General features: G+C 68.5%; 22 protein-coding genes. 5 read left to right on the top strand and 17 right to left on the bottom strand.

All coding sequences use genetic code 11. From position 1 onward, the window contains the following. Nucleotides 1-55: 55 nt before the first annotated feature. The 3 genes from ACFOD9_RS11695 to panC all read right to left on the bottom strand — a co-directional run bounded on the left by ACFOD9_RS11695 (nt 56) and on the right by panC (nt 4,177). On the bottom strand, nt 56-2,242 hold the full coding sequence (locus ACFOD9_RS11695; RefSeq protein WP_379510294.1) for a molybdopterin-containing oxidoreductase family protein: 2,187 nt from the start codon (nt 2,240-2,242) through the stop codon (nt 56-58). 154 nt (nt 2,243-2,396) lie between these two features. Next, nucleotides 2,397-3,176, bottom strand: a complete 780-nt coding sequence (locus ACFOD9_RS11690; RefSeq protein ID WP_379510293.1) for a penicillin-binding protein activator LpoB — start codon at nt 3,174-3,176, stop codon at nt 2,397-2,399. A gap of 152 nt (nt 3,177-3,328) precedes the next feature. Continuing rightward, nucleotides 3,329-4,177, bottom strand: coding sequence for a pantoate--beta-alanine ligase (gene panC, locus ACFOD9_RS11685; RefSeq protein ID WP_379510292.1), 849 nt, complete (start codon nt 4,175-4,177; stop codon nt 3,329-3,331). A 123-nt stretch (nt 4,178-4,300) separates the two neighbouring features. Between panC and ACFOD9_RS11680 the strand changes: the two genes are divergently transcribed. The 3 genes from ACFOD9_RS11680 to pgmG all read left to right on the top strand — a co-directional run bounded on the left by ACFOD9_RS11680 (nt 4,301) and on the right by pgmG (nt 6,967). Continuing rightward, nucleotides 4,301-5,122: a division plane positioning ATPase MipZ gene (locus ACFOD9_RS11680; protein WP_379510291.1), complete on the top strand. Its 822-nt coding sequence runs from the start codon at nt 4,301-4,303 to the stop codon at nt 5,120-5,122. A gap of 10 nt (nt 5,123-5,132) precedes the next feature. Then, nucleotides 5,133-5,441 carry a molecular chaperone DnaJ gene (locus ACFOD9_RS11675; RefSeq protein ID WP_379510290.1) on the top strand — a complete coding sequence of 103 codons (309 nt, stop codon included), beginning with the start codon at nt 5,133-5,135 and terminating at the stop codon, nt 5,439-5,441. A gap of 122 nt (nt 5,442-5,563) precedes the next feature. Then, a complete protein-coding gene (gene pgmG / locus ACFOD9_RS11670) occupies nt 5,564-6,967 on the top strand; it encodes a phosphoglucomutase/phosphomannomutase PgmG (protein ID WP_379510289.1) in 1,404 nt (467 codons plus the stop codon). A gap of 281 nt (nt 6,968-7,248) precedes the next feature. Here pgmG and ACFOD9_RS11665 read toward each other — a convergent pair whose 3' ends face one another. From ACFOD9_RS11665 to ACFOD9_RS11610, 12 genes are all read right to left on the bottom strand, one after another. Further along, a complete protein-coding gene (locus ACFOD9_RS11665) occupies nt 7,249-8,553 on the bottom strand; it encodes an MgtC/SapB family protein (protein WP_379510288.1) in 1,305 nt (434 codons plus the stop codon). A gap of 170 nt (nt 8,554-8,723) precedes the next feature. After that, entirely contained in the window at nt 8,724-10,208 is a 1,485-nt protein-coding gene (locus tag ACFOD9_RS11660; protein WP_379510287.1) for an ammonium transporter, read from the bottom strand. A gap of 20 nt (nt 10,209-10,228) precedes the next feature. Further along, nucleotides 10,229-10,567 (bottom strand): P-II family nitrogen regulator, encoded by a 339-nt coding sequence (locus tag ACFOD9_RS11655; protein ID WP_379510286.1) that lies wholly within the window; start codon nt 10,565-10,567, stop codon nt 10,229-10,231. Between the two features lie 150 nt (nt 10,568-10,717). Continuing rightward, nucleotides 10,718-11,425 carry an endonuclease/exonuclease/phosphatase family protein gene (locus ACFOD9_RS11650; protein WP_379510285.1) on the bottom strand — a complete coding sequence of 236 codons (708 nt, stop codon included), beginning with the start codon at nt 11,423-11,425 and terminating at the stop codon, nt 10,718-10,720. A gap of 51 nt (nt 11,426-11,476) precedes the next feature. Further along, the gene (locus ACFOD9_RS11645; protein ID WP_379510284.1) at nt 11,477-13,003 is read right to left on the bottom strand and encodes a peptide chain release factor 3; all 1,527 of its coding nucleotides are present in this window, start codon (nt 13,001-13,003) and stop codon (nt 11,477-11,479) included. A gap of 13 nt (nt 13,004-13,016) precedes the next feature. After that, a complete protein-coding gene (locus ACFOD9_RS11640; RefSeq protein ID WP_379510283.1) occupies nt 13,017-13,901 on the bottom strand; it encodes an aldose 1-epimerase family protein in 885 nt (294 codons plus the stop codon). 166 nt (nt 13,902-14,067) lie between these two features. Beyond that, nucleotides 14,068-16,452: a phenylalanine--tRNA ligase subunit beta gene (gene pheT / locus ACFOD9_RS11635; RefSeq protein ID WP_379510282.1), complete on the bottom strand. Its 2,385-nt coding sequence runs from the start codon at nt 16,450-16,452 to the stop codon at nt 14,068-14,070. Between the two features lie 14 nt (nt 16,453-16,466). Continuing rightward, on the bottom strand, nt 16,467-17,579 hold the full coding sequence (gene pheS / locus ACFOD9_RS11630; RefSeq protein ID WP_379510281.1) for a phenylalanine--tRNA ligase subunit alpha: 1,113 nt from the start codon (nt 17,577-17,579) through the stop codon (nt 16,467-16,469). Nucleotides 17,580-17,618: 39 nt separating this feature from the next. After that, nucleotides 17,619-18,521 carry a helix-turn-helix domain-containing protein gene (locus ACFOD9_RS11625; RefSeq protein WP_379510280.1) on the bottom strand — a complete coding sequence of 301 codons (903 nt, stop codon included), beginning with the start codon at nt 18,519-18,521 and terminating at the stop codon, nt 17,619-17,621. Nucleotides 18,522-18,737: 216 nt separating this feature from the next. Then, nucleotides 18,738-19,100, bottom strand: a complete 363-nt coding sequence (gene rplT / locus ACFOD9_RS11620) for a 50S ribosomal protein L20 (protein WP_379510279.1) — start codon at nt 19,098-19,100, stop codon at nt 18,738-18,740. Between the two features lie 13 nt (nt 19,101-19,113). Beyond that, entirely contained in the window at nt 19,114-19,317 is a 204-nt protein-coding gene (rpmI, locus tag ACFOD9_RS11615) for a 50S ribosomal protein L35 (protein ID WP_185665791.1), read from the bottom strand. Between the two features lie 153 nt (nt 19,318-19,470). Further along, nucleotides 19,471-20,253, bottom strand: a complete 783-nt coding sequence (locus ACFOD9_RS11610) for an inositol monophosphatase family protein (protein ID WP_379510278.1) — start codon at nt 20,251-20,253, stop codon at nt 19,471-19,473. 257 nt (nt 20,254-20,510) lie between these two features. Between ACFOD9_RS11610 and ACFOD9_RS11605 the strand changes: the two genes are divergently transcribed. After that, nucleotides 20,511-21,431 (top strand): helix-turn-helix transcriptional regulator, encoded by a 921-nt coding sequence (locus ACFOD9_RS11605; RefSeq protein WP_379510277.1) that lies wholly within the window; start codon nt 20,511-20,513, stop codon nt 21,429-21,431. Between the two features lie 397 nt (nt 21,432-21,828). After that, nucleotides 21,829-22,914 carry an OmpA family protein gene (locus tag ACFOD9_RS11600; protein ID WP_379510276.1) on the top strand — a complete coding sequence of 362 codons (1,086 nt, stop codon included), beginning with the start codon at nt 21,829-21,831 and terminating at the stop codon, nt 22,912-22,914. 424 nt (nt 22,915-23,338) lie between these two features. On the opposite strand, the gene ACFOD9_RS11595 is transcribed toward ACFOD9_RS11600, so the two are convergent. After that, nucleotides 23,339-24,274: a ribose-phosphate pyrophosphokinase gene (locus ACFOD9_RS11595; protein WP_379510275.1), complete on the bottom strand. Its 936-nt coding sequence runs from the start codon at nt 24,272-24,274 to the stop codon at nt 23,339-23,341. Between the two features lie 166 nt (nt 24,275-24,440). After that, complete coding sequence (gene glpX, locus ACFOD9_RS11590; protein ID WP_379510274.1) at nt 24,441-25,418, bottom strand: class II fructose-bisphosphatase; 978 nt, start codon at nt 25,416-25,418, stop codon at nt 24,441-24,443. Between the last annotated feature and the right edge of the window lie 46 nt (nt 25,419-25,464).

Here is a 25,464-nt window from a genome sequence, read left to right as displayed (position 1 = left end):
GATCCGGAACAATGGCAAGGAAGGACCCGCGCAAGCGGGTCCTTTTTTGTGCCTGTCAGCCTTCCGGCGGCCCCACGGTCACCCGCACGGCCAGGCCGCTCATCCGCGGAATGCCGGAATGGCGGTCGAAGCCGTCGGCCACGTCCATCAGCGCGGCGATGTTGCTGCCCACTTCGCGGTAGGACGTGCCATCGCCGGGCAGGCCGCCAAAGGCGTGGGTCATCGCGATGACCCCGCGCCGCAGCGAGGGATCAGCCTCGGCCAGCGCTTCGACCTCGCCGTGCCGCGATGCCACCACCACCCGATCGCCCGGTTCCACGCCCAGCGCGGCCAGGTCGTCCGGGTGGATGAAGGCGGGATTGAACGGGGTACCCTTGCGCCGCAGCAGGGGCAGGTCGTGGCCCGAAGAGTTGTAGACATGGGCCATGCGCCGGCTGACCAGGAGGAAGGGAAAGGCCTCCTCGACCGGATCCGGTTCCGCCAGAACCTCGGCCAGTTCGGCCATCATCGCGGCATCGCCCACCTGCATCCGGGCGGTGCAGTCGGGGCTTTTCGGCGCGGCCAGCACCTCTTCGGGAAACAGCGCGCCATCGGGGTGGGCCTTCACCTCGGCCAGCGGGATGCGTGAGCCGGCGGTCAGCATTTCCAGCACCGCATCGGAACTGGGCCGCACCGCCATGTCCACGTTGATCGGGGGGCGTGATTCCCGGGCCGTGCCCTTGGTGCCGCCGGGAAAGCGCAGGCTCAGCGGCAGGCCCAGGCGCTGGGCAAGGCCGTAGAGGAACTCCCATTCCTCAACGAGGTCCGAACCTGGCGGCGGCTCCACCAGCGCCGGCGCATACATCCCGAAGGTATCGATATTGCCGTGGACCGGATTGCCCCGCTCCAGGCTCTCGCGCGCGACCGAGGCGGTGGGCACCTCGAAGCCGGCCTTGGCGGCGATGACATGGTGGGCAAGGCGCGCCGCTGCCGACATCCGGATGTCCACCTGCACGAACAGGTCAAGCGCCTCCAGCCCGGCCAGGACCTTGGGGTGATCGGGCCAGGCCGCCACCGGATTGCCGCCGATCGAGATCAGCACCTTGATCCGCCCGGCCAGCATCTCCTCGGCGGCGGCGGCGGTGGGCAGGCCGGCCGCGCTGGCCCCCAGCCCGCGCGAGGCCATGCGGTAGCCCAGGTCGCGCGCCGGGCGCGGGGGGCGGGGCTGGGCGCGGGGCGCGGCGCGCGGCAGGAGTACGCCGGGGGTCACGATCGGCTCGCCCGCCCGGATGAACCGGCCGCAGATGGTGTTGAGCACCTGGACCAGGTATTCGGCGAGGCTCGACCGGCCGGAGAAGTTGATCCCCGTCACCCCCACGGCCAGGCCGCGCGGCCCCCGGGCGAAGGTGCGCGCCGCAGCGATCAGGTCGGCCTCGGCCAGGCCCGCGCGGGCGCAGACCAGCGCCGGGGTGAACGGCTCGACCATGGCGCGCAAGGCATCCAGCCCGGCCACGTTCTCGGCCAGGAACGCGGCATCCTCCAGGCCTTCGGTCAGGATGATCCGGATCATTCCGGCCAGGATCGCGGCATCTTCTCCGGGGCGGGGCTGGAGGTGGATATGCGCGCGCGCCGCCGTTTCGGTGCGGCGCGGATCGATCACGATCAGCTTCATGCCCCGGCGCAGCGCGTCGGTCAGACGGCGGGCCGGGTTCTGGCCGGGCAGGCTGTTGGAATAGGAGACCAGCGGATTGCCGCCGACGACCAGCCACACGTCGGAGCCGGTGAACATCTGCGGCCCGGCTTCCCAGCCGCCGAGCAGCGCGGCGGCAATGTCCTTGCCGGGCTGGTCGATGGTGTTGGGGCTGAACATCATGCGCGAACCCAGCGCTTCGAGCAGCGCGCCGGCAAACGGCCCCACCGCCGGGTAGCAGGCGCTGTAGGTGCCGACATAGATGGCGACGCTGTCCGGCCCCCACTGGTCGACCGAGCGGCGGATCTGCGCCGCCACCTCGTCCATCGCCTGCTCGGCCGAAATTGGCCGGTACACGCCGTCCGCATCGCGCTTTTGCGAGGTCAGCAGGCGGTCGGGATGGGCCAGTTGCTCGGGCGCGGCCTGGCCCTTGGCGCAGCAGAAGCCGAAATAGGTCGGGCTGTTGCGGTTGCCGCTGACCCGCACCGCGCGCCCCTCGGCCACTTCCACCATGACCGGGCAGCCCACGGTGCAGAAGCGGCAGATCGAGGGGTGGAGGCCGGGTTCGCTCATGGTCGCTGGTCCTTGCGCGCCGCTGTCGGGCCGAAGCTATGCCCTGCCCCCCGCCGGATGACAAACGCGCCGTGAGCCGATCGGCGCCGGGATGCGAAAAGGGCGCCGGTTGCCCGGCGCCCTTCGGTGTTGCGATCCGCGCCCGGTAAGGGGCTTACTTGGCCTGGGGCGCCGCCGCCGCCGCATTGGCGGGCAGGCCGCCAAGCTGGGTGACCAGCTTGGTATAGGCGTCGAGATAGGCGAGCACGATGACCTGGCCGATCGCGGTGTCCTGGTAGCCGCCGGCACCGGCCGCCGCGAAGGTGCCGCCGCCGAACAGGCCGCCGCCGCCACCGCCGAACGAGACGTCGGACTTGCGGGCATAGCCCTGGACCAGCGCCTCTTCCTCGGTCGTGCGGGCGTTGACCACCGACAGGGTCACGCTGGCCTCGCTCTTCTTGATGTTGATCCCGCCGACGACCGCGCCGAAGCCACGCCCGAACAGGCCGCCGCCGATCCCGCCCAGCATCCCGCCGATGTTGGTGCCGCCCGAGTTCTTGTTGCCCTGAACGATATCGGGCTCGATGTAGTAGTCAGCGGTCTTGACCTGGCCGCGGCCCAGGTTCGAGCCGGACTGCAGCTCCCCGCTGTCGGCCATGGCGCGTTCCATCGCGCGGCTCTGCATCGCGCGGCCACGGTTGACCAGGCCGAAGCAGCCCGACTGCTGGACGAAGACCTTGATGATCGCCTCGGGGCTGCCGAGGTTGAATTCGCGCCACCACTGGTTGTCAGGCTCGACAATGGCCACGGTGCCCAGCTTGCGGGTGCACTGCGGGATCTGCTGCATCTCGCGCTGTTCGCGCTGGTGGCTCGACGAACCCTTGTCGGTCGCGAAAGCCGGTGCCGTAGTGGCCAGGGCGCTTGCCGCCACCAGGCCGAAAATCAGCTTCTTCATCGGTTCAACCCCCTTGCTTGCGCCCGGGCCGCATGGGCCGACGCAATGGAAACGCCTGTGTCAACGATTACGCTGAAATCGCCGCCAAGGAAACAGCCGTTACTGTGGCGACCGGGGGAGACACTTGTAAAATTCCGACAGGCCCGGCCCGATCACGCCGCCATATTGTCGATCAGCCGGGCCTTGCCGATCCGCGCGGCCACCAGCAGCCGGGCGGGCGCCGTTCCGCGGCTGGCCAGCGGCGCCAGCGAATCGGCATCGCACAGCTGCGCGTAGTCCACCGAGGCGAAGCCCGCGCCCAGCAGCGCCTGTTCCAGCCCGGCCAGCGCCGCCTCCACCGCAGCCCCGCCGGCGATCGCCGCGATGGCCGCGCGCATCGCGCGGGGCAGGGCGGCGGCTGCCTCGCGCTCGGCCGGGGTGAGGTAGGCGTTGCGCGAAGACATCGCCAGGCCATCGGCCTCGCGCACGGTCGGCACGCCCAGGATCCGGTCCACATGGGGGCGCACCAGATCGAGGTCGCGGGCCATGCGGCGGATCACCGCCAGTTGCTGCCAGTCCTTCTCGCCGAACAGGGCAAGGTCGGGGCGGACCTGGTTGAACAGCTTGCACACCACGGTTGCCACGCCATCGAAATGGCCTGGCCGGTTGGCGCCGCACAGCCCCTCGCTCACCCCGCTCACCGAGATATTGGTGGCATAGCCGGCCGGATACATGGCCGAAGCCTCAGGCGCCCACAGCAGGCTCACCCCCTCGGCTTCCAGCAGCGCGCTGTCGGCCGCGAGCTGGCGGGGATAGGCGGCCAGATCCTCGTTCGGGCCGAACTGGCGCGGGTTGACGAAGATCGAGACCACCACGTGGGCGGCCTGCCGCCTTGCCGCGCGCACCAGGGTCAGGTGGCCTTCGTGCAGGGCGCCCATGGTCGGCACCAGGGCCACCGCGCCATCGGCGCGCAGGGCCGCCACCGCATCGCGCAGTGGATCAATGCGATTGACGGTTTGCACCTCGGCTTCCCCTTGCTCTAAACTGCGGGCATTGAACCCCATGTCCTTCAAGCCCTAGCGGGCCGAAGGGCTGCCGACAATTTCCCGAGCCGATTTCCCGCGTAGCCAAAGGCGCCGATCACAGTGACCGCATCCGTCCCGCACCGCATCGTCTTCGCCAACGAAAAGGGTGGCACCGGCAAGTCGACCACGGCGGTCCACATTGCCATCGCGCTGGCCTACCAGGGCGCCCGCGTCGCCGCGATCGACCTCGATCCGCGCCAGCGCACGCTCCATCGCTACATGGAGAACCGCGCCGAAACCCTGCGCCGCCGCGAGATCGACCTGCCGATCGCCCGCTTCGCCGTGTTCAACGGCACCACGCCCGAGGAACTGGACGATCTCGCCGCGCAGATGAGCGAAGGCGCCGATTACCTGCTGTTCGACACCCCCGGCAAGGACGATCCCTTCGCCCGCCAGGCCGCGGTCACCGCCGATACGCTGGTGACCCCGCTGAACGACAGTTTCGTCGATTTCGACCTCATCGGCCAGGTCGATCCGGAAACCTTCAAGGTCCGCCGCCTGTCCTTCTATGCCGAGCTGATCTGGGAGGCCCGCAAGAAGCGCGCCCTCGCCACGATCCGCGAGGCCCGGCGCGAGATGGACTGGGTGGTTGTCCGCAACCGCACCCAGCACGTGGAGGCGCGCAATATGCGCCGGCTTGACCAGGCGCTGGGCGAGCTGTCGCGCCGGGTCGGCTTCCGCGTCGCCCAGGGTCTGTCGGAGCGGGTGATCTACCGCGAACTGTTCCCCTCGGGGCTGACCCTGCTCGACAAGGGGCACCTGGGCGAACTGGGCACCAGCCACCTTGTCGCGCGGCAGGAACTGCGCCAGCTCGTGGCCGGGCTGAACCTGCCGCCGGTCGGCGCGGACCGGCCGCAGCCGCAACTCGCCGCCGCCGGCTGAGCCGCCCCGCATGGCCCGCCTGCTGTTCCTTCTCGCCGTGGCCAGCGTGCTGTGCCGGATGGCCATCGGCCGCTGGCCCTGGCAGGTCATGGGGCAACTGGCGGGCTGGGAACTACCCTTCGGTCCTGGCCGTTCGTCGGCCAGGGCGCGCGCCCGTGCCCTGCTCGGGGTCGGGCGCGATGCCAACCGGATCGACATCATTACTGCCCACAAGCGCCTTGTCGCCGTGGTCCACCCCGATCGTGGCGGCACCACCGACCAGGTCCACGAGGCGAATGCCGCGCGCGACCTGCTGCTTGCCGACCTGTCGCGGGACTGACGTTTACCGGGGCTGATTGGCCCGGTACTGCCTCGCCAGACGCGCCCCCCGCGCGAGACTGGCTTGCATGAGATCACGACCAGGTTCTACTGGACTGGGTCGCCTATTGCTGGAGTAACTGCGTGACCCATCAGTTCCACTCGACCGTCCTGCGCGAATACGACATCCGGGGGATCATCGGCGAAACCCTCGGGGCCGAAGATGCCCGCGCGATCGGTCGCGGCTTCGCAACCCTGCTGCGGCGGGCCGGCGGAACGAAGGTGGCGGTGGGCTATGATGGGCGGGTCAGCTCGCCCATGCTGGAGCACGCTCTGGTGGAGGGGATCACCGGCTCGGGCATCGACGTGGTCCGCGTGGGCATGGGGCCAACCCCGATGCTCTATTATGCCGAAGCCTCAATGGAAGATGTGCAGGGCGGCATTCAGATAACTGGCAGCCACAATCCCGCCAATTACAATGGCTTCAAGATGGTATTTATGGGCCGCCCGTTCTTTGGCGCGGACATCCTGAAACTGGGCGAAATGGCCGCCGCCGGAGACTGGCTCGACGGCCAGGGCCAGGCCGAGAGCCGCGAGATCCTGGTCGAATACGTTGATCGGCTGGTCGAGGGGCTGGCGGGCATCCCGGCCAGCAACCTGGATGCCCTGCGGATCGGCTGGGACACCGGCAACGGCGCGGCTGGTCCCGCGGTCGAACTGCTCACGCAAAAGCTTCCCGGCGAACATCATCTGCTTTTCACCCAAGTCGACGGGACTTTCCCGAACCACCATCCGGACCCGACCGAGGAAAAGAACCTTGCAGACCTGAAGGCGCTGGTCGCGGCAAAGAACCTCCATTTTGGCTTGGCTTTTGACGGCGATGGTGACCGGATTGGCGCCATCGACGGCGAGGGCCGGGTTATCTGGGGGGACCAGTTGCTCATGATCTATGCCGAGGATCTGCTCCGCCAGGTGCCGGGATCCACGATCATCGCGGATGTGAAGGCCTCGAAGGCTCTATTCGACCAGGTGTCAGCGCTTGGTGGAAAGCCGCTTATGTGGAAAACCGGACACAGCCTGATCAAATCCAAGATGAAGGAAACCGGCGCCCCGCTGGCCGGCGAGATGAGCGGGCACGTGTTCTTCGCGCACGACTATTATGGCTTTGACGATGCGCTCTATGCCGCGATTCGCCTGATCGCCGCCTCGTCGCGGTTGGGCAAGTCGGTCACCGAGCTGCGCGGCGCCATGCCGGCGATGGTCAACACGCCTGAACTGCGCTTCCAGGTGGACGAGAGCCGCAAGTTCGCGGTGGTTGAAGAGGTCAAGGCCCGCCTCGCCGCCTCAGGTGCCACGGTCAACGATACCGATGGCGTGCGCGTCGATACGGCCGATGGCTGGTGGCTGCTGCGCGCCTCCAACACCCAGGATGTCCTCGTCGCCCGCGCCGAAAGCCTCGACCAGGCCGGGCTGGATCGCCTGATGGCCCAGATCGACGCCCAGCTCGCCGCCTCCGGTCTCGAACGCGGCCCGCAAGCGGGGCATTGATCCCCAGATCCTCCCCACGTTTCCGCAGGACAAATGGGGAGGGGGATCGCCCGCCCTTCGGCTGGCCGGCAGGCCGGCCGCTCAGGATAACCTGCCCTGCGGCTAGCGGGTGGTGGAGGGGCAAGGATGTTTCGCGCAGGAAGAACGGGAGACGCAGGGGCGTTGCGCTTTGCGGCGATGCCGCTGGCCAATTTCGACGCCGAAGATGGAAGCCGCTGCGCGGATGAACCGCAGCCTCTCTGCGTCTCTTTTGTTCCTTCGCGTCTCTGCGCGAACCCCTTCTAACCTGCCATCAGCAAAACCACCGGCCCAGCCACCGCCGCCGCCACCGCCGCCAGCAGGGCCATGGCCCCCGGCCAGGCGCGCCGCCAGCCGCCGACCGTCACGGCCACGCCCGCCTTGAACAGCGAGTTCAGCACCACCGGGGGCACCAGCACCAGCCCGGCCATGCGCGGGCTCAGCGTTCCGCCCGGCAGGCTGCCCATGGTGATTATCGCCGAATCGACATCGATAGTTCCCGTGATCGCCAGGACCACGGCCAGCTCGCGGTTGCCCCATGTGGCCAGGACCCATCGGGCGGCGAGGGTGAAGGCCATCACCATCGCCATCATCATCAGCGCGGGCGCGAGATCGAAGGGGTTGCGTACCTCCACCGGGCCTGGCGCCGATGCCAGTGGCCCGGCCCGCCGCCGCAACCAGGCTGCCGCCAGCAGGCTCACTGCCATGCCGGGAATGGCGGCCACGGCCAGGGTGGGCAGGGCAAAACCGGCCAGGCCCGCCGTCAGCAGCATCACCCGCACGAACATCACCGCCGAACCCAGGGCGATGGCGGCATTGAGCAGATCGGGATCGTCGTGCCCCGCGCGGTGGCGGCCGGCCATGGCGGCGGTGACCGCGGTGGAGGAAACCAGCGATCCGCTGGCCGCCATGGCGAGCAGGCCGCGCGCCGGCCCCAGCCACTTGGCGGCGAGATAGCCGGCGAAGGAAAAGCCCGAGACCAGCACCACCACCAGCCACAACTGGCGCGGCCGCCAGGCGCCGAAGGGGCCGAAGGGCGTATCGGGCAGCAGCGGCAGCACCACCAGCGCGATCAGGGCAAAGCGGCCGATCGCCAGCATCTCGCGCTCGTCAAGGCTGCGGACCAGGCGATGCAGGGCGCCACGCAGCGACAGCACGGCGATGATTGCGCCGGTGGCCACGGTCGCCACGGCGAGGGCGCCGCTGCCGGCCAGGTAGCCGCAGGCCATGGTCAGCACCTCGGCGATGCCGCTGGTCCCGCTCACGGAAGCGGCGCCGGCCGGGGCGGCGTCGGGCCGGCTGGTGCGCCAGTAGCCCAGCACCACCAGTGCGGCGGCGGCGACCAGGACCACGAAGGCGAGCGCCGGGGCCAGGGGCTGGGCCACCCCGGCGATGCCGCCGGCCAGCCCGAACAGGCCGAAGGTCCGCACCCCGGCAAACCGCGTGCCCGGCGCCGCCTTGCGCTGGACCCAGCCGCGCTGGATGCCCACCAACAGCCCCAGCGCCAGCGCCGTTCCCAGGTTCAGCAATTCCGCCCGGCCGATGGTGACGATCACGTCGCTGTGCACTCGCGCCCCTCCATCGGCTCGATGTGGCAGGCGGGCCGGGCGCGGGCAAGCCATCAAAAAAAGCCCGGAGCGGCTGGCTCCGGGCTTGAGTTTGCGTTCACAGGAGGAACGAGGGATGGCGGGACCGAAGGGGAGGAGAGGAAGGGTCCTCCGGTCCCGTCAAACTTTGGTCAGTAGTTATAGGCGCGTTCGCCGTGCTCGGTGATGTCGAGCCCTTCGCGCTCGGCTTCCTCGGTCGGACGCAGGCCGAACAGCTTGTCGACCACGAAGTAGAGCACGGCCGAACCGACACCCGACCAGACCAGCGTCAGAACCACGGCCTTGATCTGGATGACCACCTGGGCGGCCATGTCGTAGGCACCCGGGACGGCGGGGAACTTCGTGTAGTCGAAGAAGCCCTGTCCGCCGAGCGCCGGGTCGGCAACGATGCCGGTGGCGATGGCGCCGAAGATGCCGCCGATGCAGTGCACGCCGAACACGTCGAGCGTGTCGTCGTACTTCAGCTTGTTCTTCACCACGCTGACGAAGAAGTAGCAGATCGGCGAAACCAGCAGGCCCAGGACGATCGAGGTCATCGGCGCACCGAAGCCCGAGGCCGGGGTGATGGCGACGAGGCCGGCAACCGCACCGGTGGCACCGCCCAGCATCGAGGGCTTGCCGTGGTGCAGCTGTTCGATCACCGACCAGGAGACGGCGGCCGCGCAGGTGGCGAGCATGGTGTTGACGAAGGCCACGCCGGTCACGCCGTTGGCTTCAAGGTTGGAGCCGGCGTTGAAGCCGAACCAGCCCACCCACAGCAGCGAGGCGCCGATCATGGTCATGGTCAGCGAGTGCGGCGGGGTGGCCTCGCGGCCGAAGCCGACGCGCTTGCCGATCATCAGGCAGCCGACAAGACCGGCGATCCCTGCGTTGATGTGGACCACGGTGCCGCCCGCGAAGTCGAGTGCGCCCATCTGGAACAGGTAGCCCGCGTCCGAGGGGTTGGCCGAAAGGAAGTCCGGGCCGGCCCAGTACCACACCATGTGGGCGATCGGGAAATAGACCACGGTCATCCACAGGACCATGAAGATCATCAGCGGCGTGAACTTCACCCGTTCCGCGAAGGCACCCACGATCAGGGCTGGGGTGATCATCGCGAAGGTCATCTGGAAGACCATGTAGACCAGTTCGGGGATGTAGACGTTGTTCGAGAAGGTCGCCGCGTTCGAACTGGCGGTGACGCCCACCAGGAAGGCCTTGGACAGGCCGCCGATGAACGGCGTGGAGCCGCCGGTGAAGGCCAGCGAGTAGCCCCAGCAGGCCCAGACCAGGCCGGCGATGGCGACGATCATGAACACCTGCATACACACGCTGAGCATATTCTTGGTGCGAACAAGGCCGCCGTAGAACAGCGCGAGGCCCGGGATGGACATCATCAGCACGAGGGCCGACGAGATCAGCATCCACGAGGTGTCGCCCTTGTTGACCATCGCCGCCGTATCGGTCGGCGCGGCAATCAGGGTGCTGGTCGCAGTGGTGGCGGCCGCGGCGGCAGTCGAGGCCGCTGCGGTAGCGGCCTCGGTTGCCGCGGCGGCGGTGCTCTGGGCAAAGGCGGTGGTGGCGGCGAAGAGCGAAGCTCCGATCGCGCCGGCACCGTAAGCGAGTTTACGGATCATGGTGGTGTCCCTCCTGCCGGTTACAGCGCGGTGTCGCCGGCCTCGCCGGTGCGGATCCGCACGGCTTCAGCCAGGTCGAGCACGAAGATCTTGCCGTCACCGATGGCCTCGGTGCTGGCGACCTGCTGGATCGTCTCGACGATCTGCGGCGCGAGGTCGTCGGCCGCTGCGATCTCGATCTTCACCTTGGGCAGCATATTGGTGGAGTATTCGGCGCCGCGGTAGATTTCCGTCTGGCCTTTCTGGCGTCCAAAGCCCTTGACCTCGGAAACGGTCATCCCGGCGACGCCTACGGCGCCGAGGGCTTCACGAACCTCGTCGAGCTTGAACGGCTTGATGATGGCGATGATGAATTTCATCCCTGCCCCCTAGAGCCTACCGGACCCGATGCCGGCAGGGAGGGTTCCGCAAGGAGCGTGCCAGTTTGCCATTCGGTCGGGATTCCGCAGGACTGTCGCGGCCAGGTCACGCCCTGCCGCCGCATTTCGCTCGAATCTCGGGCAAACTGCCTAAAATTCAGGCAGGCTCATCCGGGCAAAGACCGGCAGGTGGTCCGAGGCCCGCGCCGCCAGCGCGCTGTGGTGCACCCCGCTTTCGCCGCAGGCCCAGTGGGCCGAGGCGACGATCCGGTCAAGCATGGCCAGGGGCCGGCGGCTGGGGAAGCTGCGGCCGGGCGCCAGCACCCGCCAGCGCTCGTGATGGAATTCGCGCAGGCACCCGGCGCCGCGCGACCATTCGTTGAAATCGCCCATCAGCACGGTGGGCGCCGGCTCGCCGCAGACCTCCACGTGGGCCAGCACGGTGCGGACCTGCTGGCGCCGGCGCAGGCCCGAAAGGTCGAGGTGCATCCCCACCACCCGCACCCGCCGCCCGCCGCTCGCCAGGTCCACCCGCACCGCTCCGCGCGGCTCCAGCGTGGGCAACGGCACGATATCGGCCTCGATCACCGCCAGCCCGCGCCGCACCAGCAGGGCATTGCCGTGCCAGCCGATCGAATCCGGCCGCTGGCCCAGCGCCACCGCCTGCCAGTGGCCATGGTCCTCGATCAGCTGGCGCGGGATGACGCTCTGCCGGTCGCCGAAGCGCCGGTCGGCCTCCTGGAGCGCGACCACGTCGGCGCCGATCTCGTGCAGCACCGCCATGATCCGCTCGGGATCGCGGCGCCGGTCAAGGCCGACCGCCTTGTGGATGTTGTAGGAGGCGAAGGTCAGGTCCATCGGGCCATTGTGAGGCGTTGCAACGCGGTTGCAAGCCCGATGCAAACGGCTTCAACGCTCCTTCGTGGCGCTGAAGGTGAGCTCGGGGTTGCGTTCCTGCTGGTAGCTGACGTCCCAGGCCGAGCGGGCCATGAACACCGGGTCGCCGTCGCGGTCCTTGGCCAGGTTGCCCATGTTGAACGATGCGAAGTCCTTCAACGCCCCGTCGCTGCCCTTGACCCAGCGGGCGGTGTCGAACGGCGAGGCTTCCAGCATGGCTTCCACCTTGTATTCCGCCTCCAGCCGGCTGATCAGCACGTCGAGCTGCAACTGGCCGACCACGCCGACGATCCACTGCGCGCCGATCTCCGGGTAGAACACCTGGATCACGCCTTCCTCGCTGAGGTCGTCGAGCGCCTTTCGCAGCTGCTTGGTCTTGGTCGGGTCCTTGAGCGCGACGCGGCGCAGGATTTCCGGCGCGAAATTGGGCAGGCCGGTGAAGCGCACGTCGTTGCGCTCGCTAAGGGTATCGCCCACGCGCAGGGTGCCGTGGTTGGGAATGCCGATAATGTCGCCGGCCTCGGCGGTGTCGGCGATCTCGCGGTCCTGGGCGAAGAACAGGATCGGCGAATGGATCGCGATCGGCTTGCCGAGGCCCGAGGGGGTCAGCTTCATGCCCCGTTTGAAGGTGCCCGAGACCATCCGCATGAAGGCGATCCGGTCGCGGTGCTGGGGGTCCATGTTGGCCTGGACCTTGAACACGAAGCCGGTCACGTCGGCGCGGTCGGGCGTGATCTCGCCCTGGTCGGACTGCTGCGGGCGCGGCGGCGGGGCGAAGCGGGCGATCGCGTCGATCAGTTCGGCAACCCCGAAGTTCTTGAGCGCCGATCCGAAATAGACCGGGGTCAGGTCGCCATGGCGATAGGCGGCCAGATCGAACTCGGGATAGCCGCCCCGGGCCAGCTCCACCTCGTCGGCCACTTCGGCCGGCAGCGCCATCTCCTCGCGCTTGCCGAGGAATTCGCGGCTGTCACCCTCCGGGCGGCTGACCAGGCCAGTGGCGAAGTCCAGCACGCCCTGGAAGGTGCCGCCCAGGCCCACCGGCCAGGCCATCGGTACGACATCGAGCGCGAGGGCATCGGCCACTTCGTCGAGCGTCTCGAACGGCGAGCGGCCCTCGCGGTCCACCTTGTTGACGAAAGTGATGATCGGCACCGAGCGCATCCGGCAGACCTCGAACAGCTTGCGGGTCTGCGGCTCGATGCCCTTGGCCGCATCGATCACCATGATCGCCGAATCGACCGCGGTCAGCGTGCGGTAGGTATCCTCGGAAAAGTCCTCGTGGCCCGGCGTATCGAGCAGGTTGAAGGTAATGCCGTCTTTCTGGAAGGTCATCACCGAGCTGGTGACCGAGATTCCGCGCTGCTGCTCGATCTTCATCCAGTCCGAGCGCGCGCGCCGCGCCTGGCCCCGCGCCTTGACCTCGCCGGCAAGGTGGATCGCGCCGCCCTGGAGCAGCAGCTTTTCGGTCAGCGTGGTCTTGCCCGCGTCGGGGTGCGAGATGATGGCGAAGGTACGGCGTGTGGCGTGAGCGGTCATGGCGCCCCGGCGCCTAGCCGGGGATCACGCGCAGGTCCATCCGGAAGCGGCAGGTTCCGCCGCCATCCAGCTCCACCATGCCCGGCTTGACCCGGAAATCGCCGGCAAAGCCCACCGGGTCGGCCAGCCCCTGCCACGGCTCGATGCACAGGAAGGCCGCGCCGGGCTTTTGCCAGATGCCCAGCATGGGGCTGTCGGGGAAGTGCAGTTCCAGCCGGCTGCCGCCGGGCGCCCCCCAGGTGCAGCGCCGGCTTCGCAGGCCGTCCATGATCAGGGCATCGGACTCGAACAGGGCGGGCGTTGGCGCCAGGGTGTCGCCATCGACGGGCGTGGGCTGCGGTCCGGGCAGGACCAGCCCACTGGCCGGATCGAGCCGGCGGACGGGTTCGGGCTCGCAATCGGCAAAGACCAGGCGGTGCGCCTCCCTGGCCGCGCCGCCCGGCAGCGGCCAGGCGAAGGCCGGGTGGAACCCGAAGCTGAACCACAGCGGGCAGGTGTCGGGGTTGGTCACCCGCGCCTCCGTCCGCAGCGTGTCGCCCTCGGCGGTGAAGACCATGTCGAGCTGGAAGGCGAAAGGCCAGGAGGCGCGGGTTTCCGGGCTGTCGGTGAGCCGGAAGGTGGCCGAGGCGGCATCGTGGGCGACCAGCGCGAAGCGGCTGGTCCGGGCAAAGCCGTGCCTGGGCAGGGCATATTCGCAGGCGCCCAGCCGGTAGGTTCCGCCGTTCAGCGCGCCGACGATCGGGAACAACAGCGGGGCATGGCCGGTCCAGAAGGCCGGATCGGCATCGGTCAGGTAGTTGCGCCCCGCGCCGTCGCGCAGCGACCACAGCTCCGCCCCCAGCGGGTTGATCGCCGCACTGATCCGGTCGGAGGCAATGGGGACGAGATCGGGGGGCATGGCTCTTCCCTAAATCCCGTCATCCTGAACTTGTTTCAAGGGCTGGCCCTCGTCGTCCCGGGCACGACCCGGGACCGCTGGCCAATGCGAAGCCGCGAGAGTGCCTGCCGGAAAGCTGGAGCCTGAAGAACCCGCACCGGTCCCGGGTCAAGCCCGGGACGACGCATTACCCCCGCAGCTTCGCCCCGATCTTGGCCGCCGCCGCCGTGATCCGGTCGGCGATCGTCTTGAGATCGGCCTCGGCATAGGACTTGTCGGCTGGCTGGAGGGTGACTTCCACCGCCAGCGACCTGTGGCCCTCGGGCACGCCGGCGCCGCGGAAGTCGTCGAACAGGCGCGCGGCCACGATGTTGGCCTTGTCCGCGCCCTTTACCGCGCGCAGCAGGTCGCCGGCCGGCTTGTCGGCGGGCACCAGGAAGGCGAAGTCGCGGGTCACGGCCTGGAGCGCGGGGGGCGCATAGGCGGGGCGGGCAAAGGTGGCGGCGCCGCGCTTGCCGGGGATCGCATCGAGAAACAGTTCGACCATGGCCACCGGGCCGTCGCAATCGAAGGCCTTGGCGGTGGCCGGGTGGATCATCCCGAAGCGCGCCAGCACGGTCTTGGGACCAAGCCGCAGGGTGGCGGACTGGCCGGGGTGGAACTGCGGCCCCGCTTCACCCATCACCTGGAGGCTGTCCACCGGAGCGCCGGCTTCGGCCAGGAGGGCCAGAGCCTCGGCCTTGGCGTCGAAGGCATCGAAGGGCGCGGCCTTGCCAGTCGCCCAGCCGCGCGGCGCCTTGTCGCCGGCCAGGATCACGGCGAGGCTGAGGCGTTCATCGCTCGCCCCGTCGCTTCCGCGCAGATAGCGCCGGCCGATCTCGAACAGGCGCAGGCTGGTGGCCCCGCGCGCCAGGTTGCGCGCGGCGGCACAGAGCAGGCCGGGCAGGAGCGAGGGCCGCATGGCCTTCATGTCCTCGCTGATCGGGTTTTCCAGCACCCACAGGTCCGACCCGAACAGTTCGGCTTCCGGCACCGGCAGGAAGGACCAGGTCACCGCCTCGTTCAGCCCGCGCGCCGCCGCCGCGCGGCGCAGGCGCCGTTCCAGCTTCTGGGCCGGGGTGGCGGTGGGCCGGGCCACGCCGTCGACGCGCGGCAGGGCGACCGAGGCGATATTGTCCAGCCCCCAGATGCGGACCACTTCCTCCACGAGATCCGGCGCGCCGGCGATGTCGGGGCGCCAGCCCGGCGCGGTCACGGTCCAGCTGTCGGCCACGGTGAAGCCGAGCGCTTCGAGGATGCGCCGCTGTTCGCCGACCGGGATGATGACCCCGCCCAGCGTTTCGGCCAGGCCTGGATCATAGGCGATGCTGGCGGTTTCGCAGGGAGCCTGCCCGGCGCGGATCACTGCGGAAGCTTCGCCGCCGCAGGTTTCGAGGATCAGCCGGGTGAGCATTTCGAGGCCGGTATCGAGGAACAGCGGATCGACCCCGCGTTCGAACCGGCTGCGCGCATCCGAGGTGAGGTTGAGCTTGCGCCCGGTGGCGGCGATGGCTTCGGGATCGAAGTATGCGACCTCCAGCAGGACGTCGGTGGTCGTCTCGGTGCAGCCCGAATGTTCGCCGCCCATGATCCCGGCGATGTCGTGGACGCCGGCCTCGTCGGCGATCACGGTCATCGCGGCGTCGAGCCCGTATTCCTTGCCGTTGAGCGCCAGGCAGGTCTCGCCCGCGCGCGCCGGCCGGGCCACCACGGCGCCGGTCAGCTTCGCGAGGTCATAGGCATGGGCGGGGCGGCCGAAGCCGAGCATCAGGTAATTGGTGAGATCGACCAGCGCCGAGATCGGGCGCTGGCCCGCGCTTTTCAGCCGGTCCTGCAGCCACCTGGGCGAAGGGCCGTTGGTCACGCCCTTGATGACGCGGCCGAAGAAGGCCGGGCAGCCGGCTGGGTCTTCGGTGCGGATCGGCACGGGGCAGGGAAACGCGCCGTCCACCGCCAGCACCGCGATGGGCTTGAGCGCGCCGATTCCGGCGGCGGCAAGATCGCGGGCGATGCCATAGACGCCCATGCAATCGGGCCGGTTGGGGGTGATCGCCACATCGAACACCGGATCGGCGCCGTGATAGGCGGCAAAGGGCGTGCCCACGGGGGCATCGGCGGGCAGCTCGATGATGCCTTCGTGGTCCTCGCCCAGTTCCAGCTCGCGGGTGGAACACATCATGCCGTTCGATTCGACCCCGCGCACGGCGGCGACCTTGAGCACCATGCCGTTGGCCGGAACCACCGCGCCGGCCGTGCCCAGCACGCCGACCAGGCCCGCGCGGGCATTGGGGGCGCCGCAGACCACCTGCAAGGGTTCGCCCTCGCCGGTATCGACGGTGAGCACCTGCAACTTGTCGGCATTGGGATGGGGGGCGGCGGTGAGCACGCGGGCGACGCGGAAGCCGGCCAGCTTCGCGGCCGGATCTTCGATGCCTTCGACCTCGATGCCGATCGCGTTCAGCGTGGCGCTGATTTCAGCGACCGAGGCCTGGGTGTCGAGATAGTCCTTGAGCCAGGAGAGCGAGAATTTCATCTGATCCGAGCCTCTTACGCCGGGGTGCCGACGCCGGCCGACAGGGTCGGCACGTCGAGCGCGGAGAAACCGTAGTGTGCCAGCCAGCGCTGGTCGCCGTCGAAGAAGGCGCGCAGGTCGTCCATGCCGTATTTCAGCATGGCGAGGCGATCGACCCCGATGCCGAAGGCGAAGCCCTGCCATTCATCAGGATCGAGCCCGCCGAATTCGATGACCTTGCGGTTGACCATGCCGCTGCCCAGCAGCTCCATCCAGCCATGGCCGGGCGCATCGCCCGAGCCGCCCAGCACACGCCTGCTCTTGCCATCGGGGCCGGCCACCAGCGCGAAGCCGACATCGACTTCCACCGAAGGCTCGGTGAAGGGGAAGTAGGAGGGGCGCAGGCGCAGGACGATGTCCTCGCGCTCGAAGAAGGCCTTGAGGAAGGTTTCGAGCGTCCACTTGAGGTGGCCGAGGTGAATGCCCTTGTCGATCACCAGGCCTTCGACCTGGTGGAACATCGGGGTGTGGGTGGCGTCGGAATCGGAGCGGTAGACCCGGCCCGGGGCGATGATCCGCAAGGGCGCGCCGTCCTTCAGCATGGTGCGGATCTGCACCGGGCTGGTGTGGGTCCGCAGCAGCATACGGGTGTTGTTTGGACCTTCGTCGGGGAAATAGAAGGTATCGTGCATCGCGCGGGCCGGGTGGCTTTCGGGCATATTGAGCGCGGTGAAATTGTGCCAGTCGTCCTCGATCTCGGGGCCGGAGGCGACCGCGAAGCCAAGGTCGGCGAAGATTTCGGCCAGCTCGTCCATCACCTGGCTCACCGGGTGGACCGAACCGCGCGGGGCTTCGGGCGCGGGCAGGGTGAGGTCGACCGTCTCGGCGGCGAGGCGCGCGTCGAGCGCGGCGGTTTCAAGGGCGGCCTTGCGTTCGGCCAGGGCCGCGGTCACGCTTTCGCGCAGGGTGTGGATCCGCGGGCCTTCGCTTTGCCGCTGCTCCGGGCTCATCGCGCCCAGGGTCTTGAGCAGGCCCGAGATCGAGCCCTGCTTGCCGAGAAACTCGACCCGCAGCTTCTCCACCGTGTCGAGGTCGGGGGCTGCCGCGATGCGTGTCAGCGCCGCTTGTCCGGTTGCCGCGTAGTCCACTGGTTCCAATTCCGTTCGGCCGATAGTGCTGGCCGCCCTTTAGGGACTGGACCGCTTGCCCGCAACCGGGCCTTCGCCCCTCGGCCCACCGCCAGTGGGGCTATCGAGCGCCTGGACCGCGCGGCCGGCGATCCGTTCGCGCTCGCGCATGATCGCGCCGATCACCGGCTTGTCCATCGCGGCATATTCGCGCGGGGTCATGCCCATGAAGGCCCGGAAATCGCGGACGAACTGGGCCTGGTCGTGATAGTGGCCATCGAGCGCGCCGATCCATTTGAGCGAGGGATCGAGCATATATTGCGCGAGGCTTCGCATGAAGCGCTGGCGGCGCAGCAGCAGCTTGGGGGTGAAGCCGAAGGCGGCGCGGGCCACCCGCTCGACCGTCCGCTGGCTGAGGCCGGTGCGCGCGGCCAGATCGTGCGCGCTGGCGACATCGGCATCGATCAGCGCGGCGTGAACCGCCAGGATCTGGTCCTCGCGCGGGACCGACGCGGCCACCAGGGCGGTGAAATGGGCGGAAATCCGCGCCAGTTCGGCTTCGGGATCAGGTCCTCGCGCGAACAGGCCGTGGGCGAGCGGGGCGAACCGGGCGAAAGCGGGGTGGGCGAGGCCATCGACCACCCGGTCGGCCAGTTCGGCGGCGGGGCGGTCGACGAACATCGCCCAGCCCAGCGGCAGCAGGCCGATGCCCCACATCCGCGTTGGCCCCACCGAAAACCGCACGGCCCGGCTGCTAGGCCCGGTGGCGCAGAAGGCGGCCTGGTCTACCCGGTCGCCGTTGGTGCCCTCGGCCAGCGGGAGGCCGCCGGAGAAGAACCGCAGGTTGGCCCATTCGGGATGGAGATGATCGGCGAGGCGGTCGTGCGGGGCGCCGGCGATCTCGACGAGGTAGAACGAGGTGAAATAGCGCCGCAGCCCGGCCGGCGGTTCGTGGAACCGCACGCGAACGGACGCCTCGCGGGGCGTTCCGGGGGACCGATTCTCGCTGCAACCCTTCACTGGCCCAGCGATAGCCTGTCGCCCGCCTGCCTAGCAAGTTGCCGCTGCGGGCGGCCGGAACCGGCATTGTCCTGGCGATACCCACGCAAAACGGGCGCGGACGGCTTGCGCCCGCGCCCGTTTCGGTAGTGCGATCCGGCCGAAGCCGGGCCGGAGGCCTCAGGCGGCGGGCAGGGCTGCCTTGGCCTGGGCGATCACGGCGGTGAACACCGCGCCTTCGTTCATCGCCAGGTCGGCCATGGCCTTGCGGTCGAGCGAGATGCCCGCCAGCTTGGCGCCATGGATGAACTGCGAATAGGTCAGGCCCGCTTCACGCACGGCGGCGTTGATGCGCTGGATCCACAGGGCGCGGAAGGTGCGCTTCTTGGCCTTGCGGTCACGGTAGGCATACTGGCCGGCCTTTTCGACCGCCTGGCGCGCAACGCGGATCGTGTTCTTGCGACGGCCGCGATAGCCCTTCGCCTGATCCAGAATGCGCTTGTGCTTGGCTCGGGTGGTAACACCCCGCTTGATACGGCTCATAAGTCAGCGCTCCTCAGTTCAGCCCGTAGGGCGCCCACTTCTTGATCACCTTCGCATCGGCGTCGGAGATCACTTCAGTGCCGCGGTTCTGGCGGATGTACTTGCCGTTGTGGCTGATCAGGCGGTGGCGCTTGCCGGCCACACCGTGCTTCACCTTGCCGGTGGCGGTGAGCTTGAAGCGCTTTTTCACGCCGCTCTTCGTCTTCATCTTGGGCATTTTCGTCTCCTCGATAGAGACACGTCCGATCTGCCATGGCAGCCCTAGATAGCCAGGCCGATCATCGATTCCGTGTCAATGAAGGGCGGCCCCTTAGGGCCATGTGCGGCCAAGTGCAAGGATTCGCTTCCCGGCCGCCCGGCCAATGGCCCGTCAGTGGGCGCAGGCCAGCGCCTCGATCACGTCGTCGAGCCGCGCCGGGTCGCCAAGGGCCAGGACCCGGCCATCGGACCCGGCGTGGAGCGGATCCCCGTTCCAGTCGCACATCAGGCCGCCCGCGCCCTCGACCACCGGGACCAGCGCGGCCCAGTCGTGCAGCTTGAGATTGGCCTCGCAGACCAGGTCGAGGTGGCCGCTGGCGAGCATGGCATAGTTGTAGCAGTCGCCGCCCATGACCATCCGGCGGTGGTCGGTTTTCGCCGCCAGGCCCATGAAGTGGGCGCCGTCATGATCGTCGAAATAGTGCGGGCCGGTGGTCGCCAGGGTGGCCTCGGCCAGTTCGCGGCAGGTGCGGGTGCGGGCCGGCTGGCCGTTGAGCGTGGTCGGCCGCCCGCGCGCGCCCACCCAGCGTTCGCCCAGGATCGGCTGGTCGATCAGCCCGAGCACCGGCCAGCCTTCCACCACCAGCGCGATCAGGGTGCCGAACAGGGGCCGCCCGGCAAGGAACCCGGCGGTGCCGTCGATCGGATCGATCACCCAGGAACGCCCCGAGGAGCCGGGCTTGGTGCCGAATTCCTCGCCGATGATCGTGTCGCGCGGCGCTTCGGCGGCCAGGATGCGGCGAATCGCCTCCTCGGCGGCCCGGTCGGCCTTGGTCACCGGGGTGGCATCGTCCTTGCGCTCGGTGCCGGCATCAGCGCGGAACCAGGGGCGGATGGCCGCGCCGGCGGCCTCGGCAAGGCGCTGGGCGAGGGCGATGTCGTCGTCGAGTTGCATGGCCGGGCTGTGCCCCGGCGCGGGCCTGCCGGTCAAGCGCCGCGCGGCCCCGGCCGCATTCCCTGCCCAGTACTTCGTCCAGTGCTCCGCCCGGCCGGAAAGTGGCGGCAATGTAAGAATGTATCCGCCGATCCTTACATTTTATCTGCTTTGCAGCGGCAGCCATGCCCATTACATTGGGCCGCGACTGCCGGGTGAAGCGGGTCCTGCGGCAGCGAATTGACTGGGGGTTTATGTTCAAACGGTCACGGCCGGCCGTGGATAAGGCGCTTTCGCCGGCACACGGCGTGACGCGCGAAGGCCAGCCGCTGTCCTACAACCGCGCGCCCGCCGCCGATCTCGCGCCGTGGATCGGCTGGCTCTATGTTTCCGACGTCGAGGCTCCGGCCGATCATAGGCTGGAATGCGGCCTGTTCAACGATGTCGCCATGGTGCGGCTTCAGCTCAAGGGCCGGTGGCACGCGCTCACCGCCGATGGTCCGCTGGAGCATGAGCGCGCGGCCCTGTTCTTCGGCCCGCAGACCCGGCGGATGCCGGTGTCGGTGACCGGCAGCTTCTTCAGCATCGGCTTCTCGCTGCGGCCGGGCACCGGCCATGCGGTCATGGGGGCCAACGCCGCCGACTATCTCGACCGGATCGTGGATTGCGCCGCGCTGTGCCTGCCGGGCGATGCCGCCCTGGCGCAGCTTGACGGGATCGCCGAGCCCGAGGCGCGGCTGCAATTGGTGGAGGACATGATCCGCCAGATCGTCCACCGCCCCGGTGTCGCGCCGCCGGATCCGGTCACCGCGCGGTTCGAGGCCATGGCCTTTGCCGCCCCTTCGGCCAGCATTGCCGATTGCGCGGCCGAATGCGGCGTGACCCAGCGCCAGCTGGAGCGGATCGTGCGCCGCGATTTCGGCATGGCGCCCAAGCAGGTCCTGCGCCGCGCCCGTGCGCTCGACATGGGCAGCCACCTGCGCGGCGTCGCTGACCGCGAGGAGGCCGAGGAGCTGATGCTGCGCTATTATGACCAGAGCCACCTGATCCGCGATTTCACCCAGTTGTTCGGAATGTCGCCCAGCCAGTTCGTCGCGCGGCCGCAGCCCCTGCTGACCCTGGCCCTGGAGAGCCGCCAGGCGCGTCGGCTCGAACTGATCGAGCGCGTTCCGCTGGGTGGGCAGCGGCCCTGGCAGTAGATCCAGGACCAGTAGATCCGGGGGCAGCAGATCCGGGGCGGTAAACGGTGGCAGTGAACCGGGGGGGGCGGGCTTCCAGCGCCGGCGGGACCGCCGGGCATAAGATTTTAGGCAAGTGTGGCGCTGGGGCAACAGTGGCCGGCGGTTGTTCCGGGTGCTGGTGCCAGGCCAGAGCCGGGCAGGGTGCAAATCGGCTGATTTCCCCCCGATATCAAACGATGAAACAATCCGGAAAGAATCCGGCTCGGAACATATTGATGGTGACACTGCCGTTCATTGGCGGAATCATGAACCGATTGCGACGGGCCAGTGCGGGAACCGCACCGCAACATCGGCATTGCAACACAATCGGCGCACCGCTAGGGAATTCGTCGATCTCACGTATCACGAGGGGAACATGAAGAAACTCATCCTGCTCTCGGCCGTCGCCATGGCGACAATGGCCAGCCCAGCGCTTGCGCGCGACAACCAGTGGTACATCGAAGGCGATGCCGGCGCGGTTAAGGCGGAAAAGATCTACAACATCACCGGCGTGGCAAACGTCGGCGAGTTGCAGACCAAGACCGGCTACGATGTCGGTGCCATCCTCGGTTACGATTTCGGTATGTTCCGTCTCGAAGGCGAAGCCAGCTTCCGTCGCGTGGAAGAGAAGCGCTACACCCAGGGTGCGACCGTCTATGGCCAGCCCAGCGTTGGTGGCGGCGCCCAGGCGCTCAGCTTCATGGCGAATGCCCTCGTTGATTTCGGTCCCGACAATGGCCTCCAGGGCTTCATCGGTGCCGGTGCCGGCGTTGGCCGCGTCAAGAACGCGGTCCTGGTGACCAAGCCGAACGCCGTCGATCTGTCGGATTCGGACTCGGGCCTGGCCTGGCAGCTGCTGGCCGGCGTTCGTGCGCCGATCACCGATCACATCGACCTGGGTCTGAAGTATCGCTTCTACAACCAGTTCCACAACGACCTGACCAACGTCGCCGGCAAGAACATCCGCACGCGGTTCCGTTCGCACTCGCTGATGGCGACCATCGCGTACAACTTCGGTGGTGCACCGGAAGCGGCTCCGCCGCCGCCGCCGCCGCCGCCGCCTCCCCCGCCGCCGCCGCCGCCTCCGCCGCCGCCGCCTCCGGCTGCCGTGTGCAACAAGGGTCCGTACATCGTGTTCTTCGACTGGGACAAGTCGGACATCACGCCGGAAGCCGCGACGATCCTCGACAGCGCGATCACCGCTTATGGCAACTGCGCCAGCGTTCCGATCATGCTCGCGGGCTATGCTGACCGTTCGGGTACGCCGAAGTACAACATCGGCCTGTCGAACCGTCGTAACGCTTCGGTCCAGGGCTACCTGACCGGCCACGGCGTACCTTCGGGTGCGATCACCGCGCAGGGCTTCGGCGAAGCCAACCCGCGCGTGCCGACCGCCGACGGCGTTCGCGAACTGCAGAACCGCCGGGTGGAAATCACCTACGGTCCGGGTTCGGGCAACTAAGCTTCGGCCTCAGGCTGAAACAGGAAGAGGGGCCGGGGAAACCTGGCCCCTTTTTCTATGGGGGCTGCGCGGGGGATCGGGGCGTAGGGGGATAGCGGCATTGCCGGCGCATTTGTGATTGCCTAGCCTTCACCCATGGGAGCCGATTCCGAGCAGTGCTGATCGGGACCTTAGCTGGCGGTGCGGCGCCAGTGCTTGCATGGTCCTGGGTTGCAGTGCCGGGGGGCATAGTCCCCCCTCTGCTGCTGTGGCTGATCGATCGGGCGTGAGCGTGTGGCATCACGTCGATGCCCCTCCACCATTCGGCTTTGCCGAATGGTCCCCCTCCCCATTTGTGCCTTCGGCAAAAACGGGGAGGATCTGGCGGGGCGCTGACAGATTCGGGAGCGCGAGGGCGATGGCCCTCGCATTCTTCCCTTCTGCCTCAGTCGAACAGGCTGGAGACCGAGCTTTCGTCGGCAATCCGGCGCATGGCTTCGCCGATCAGGGGGGCGATGGCGATGACGCGGATGCGGGTGCTGCCGAGAGTGGCCTCGGTGGGCTGGATGGTGTCGGTGATCACCAGTTCCTTGAGCGCCGAGGCGTCGACCCGGGCGACGGCGGCGCCGGAGAGGACGCCGTGGGTGATGTAGGCGGTGACGCTGGCGGCGCCGGCATCCATCAGCGCCTGGGCCGCGTTGCACAGGGTGCCGCCCGAATCGATGATATCATCGATCATGATGCAGGCGCGGCCCTTCACCTCGCCGATGATGTTCATCACTTCCGACTGGCCGGGCTTGTCGCGCCGCTTGTCGACGATGGCGAGCGGGGCATTGTCGAGCCGCTTGGCCAGGGCGCGGGCGCGGACCACGCCGCCGACGTCGGGCGAGACCACCATCAGCGGCTGGCCGCCGTAGCGCGCCTGGATATCGGCGGCCATGACCGGCGCGGCATAGAGATTGTCGGTCGGGATATCGAAGAAGCCCTGGATCTGCCCGGCGTGGAGATCGACGGCGAGCACGCGGTCGGCGCCGGCCGTGGTCATCAGGTTGGCGACCAGCTTGGCCGAGATCGGGGTGCGCGGGCCGGGTTTGCGATCCTGGCGGGCATAGCCGAAATAGGGGACGACCGCGGTGATCCGCTTGGCCGAGGCGCGGCGCAGCGCATCGATGCAGATCAGCAGTTCCATCAGGTTGTCGTTCGTGGGGAACGAGGTCGACTGGACGACGAACACGTCCTCGCCGCGCACGTTCTCATGGATCTCGACGAAAACTTCCTCGTCGGCGAAGCGGCGCACGCTGGCGTCGGTCAAGGGGAGTTCAAGATAGGCTGCAACCGCCCGGGCGAGCGGCAGGTTGCTGTTGCCGGCCATGATCTTCATGCGCGATTCCCTTCCGCCGTACCTTTGGGCGGCTCTAGTCAATGGTCATGCAATTGCAACATCGCGCCGTGCGGGCCGGGGGAAAATCCCGCGGCCGGGCGAGCGTTGCGGTGGCCATGTCCGCCCCCTCTCCGCAGGAGAGAGGGGCGGGAAGTCGGTGCCGGCCTTACTTGCGGTGGTGTTCGCCGGTCACGCGGCGCACGGTGCCCGAGGAGGCCCGCATCACGATCGATTCGGTGGTCAGCGTGCCGTTCTTGCGGCGCTTGACGCCCTTGAGCAGGGAGCCGTCGGTGACGCCGGTGGCGGCGAAGATGCAATCGCCCTTGGCCAGTTCGTCGCGGGTGTAGATCCGGTTGAGGTCGGTGATGCCCCACTTGTGGGCGCGGGCCTTTTCGTCGTCATTGCGGAAGACGAGGCGGCCGTTGAACTGGCCGCCCACGCAGCGCAGGGCCGCGGCGGCGAGAACGCCTTCCGGCGCGCCGCCCTGGCCCATGTAGAGATCGATGTTGGTATCCTCGTCGGTTACCGCGATTACGCCGGCGACATCGCCATCGCCGATCAGGACCACGCCGCAGCCGAGGCCGCGCAGTTCGGCGATCAGTTCGGCATGGCGCGGGCGATCGAGCACGCAGACCATGATGTCGGCCGGAGCCACGCCCTTGGCCGCGGCGACCGCCTTGACGTTTTCGGACGGCGACCTGGCCAGGCTGATGATGCCTTCGGGGTAGCCCGGGCCGACCGCGAGCTTGTCCATGTAGACGTCGGGCGCGTTGAGCAGGCCGCCTTCTTCCGCGACGGCGAGGACGGCGAGCGCGTTCGGCCCGGCCTTGGCGCAGATGGTGGTGCCTTCGAGCGGATCGAGCGCGATGTCGATCCTGGGGCCGGTGCCGATTGCCGCGCCGACCTTTTCGCCGATGTAGAGCATCGGCGCCTCGTCGCGCTCACCCTCGCCGATGACCACGGTGCCGTCCATGTAGAGTTCGTTGAAGGCCGCGCGCATGGCTTCGACCGCGGCGGCATCGGCCGCCTTCTCGTCGCCCCGCCCGATCAGCTTTGCCGCGCCGATCGCGGCGGCTTCGGTGACGCGGACCATCTCGAGCACGAGGACACGGTCGAGAACCTTGCTGGCGGGGGTATCGGTCATGGCTATCCCTGTTTTGCGCGCGTTTGCGGTTCGCTTAGACAGGCGG

This window comes from Novosphingobium bradum (assembly GCF_042646485.1).
Taxonomy (GTDB): domain Bacteria; phylum Pseudomonadota; class Alphaproteobacteria; order Sphingomonadales; family Sphingomonadaceae; genus Novosphingobium; species Novosphingobium bradum.
The sequence above is the reverse complement of the archived record's forward strand: the minus strand, read 5'-3'. Positions and strand labels throughout refer to the sequence as shown.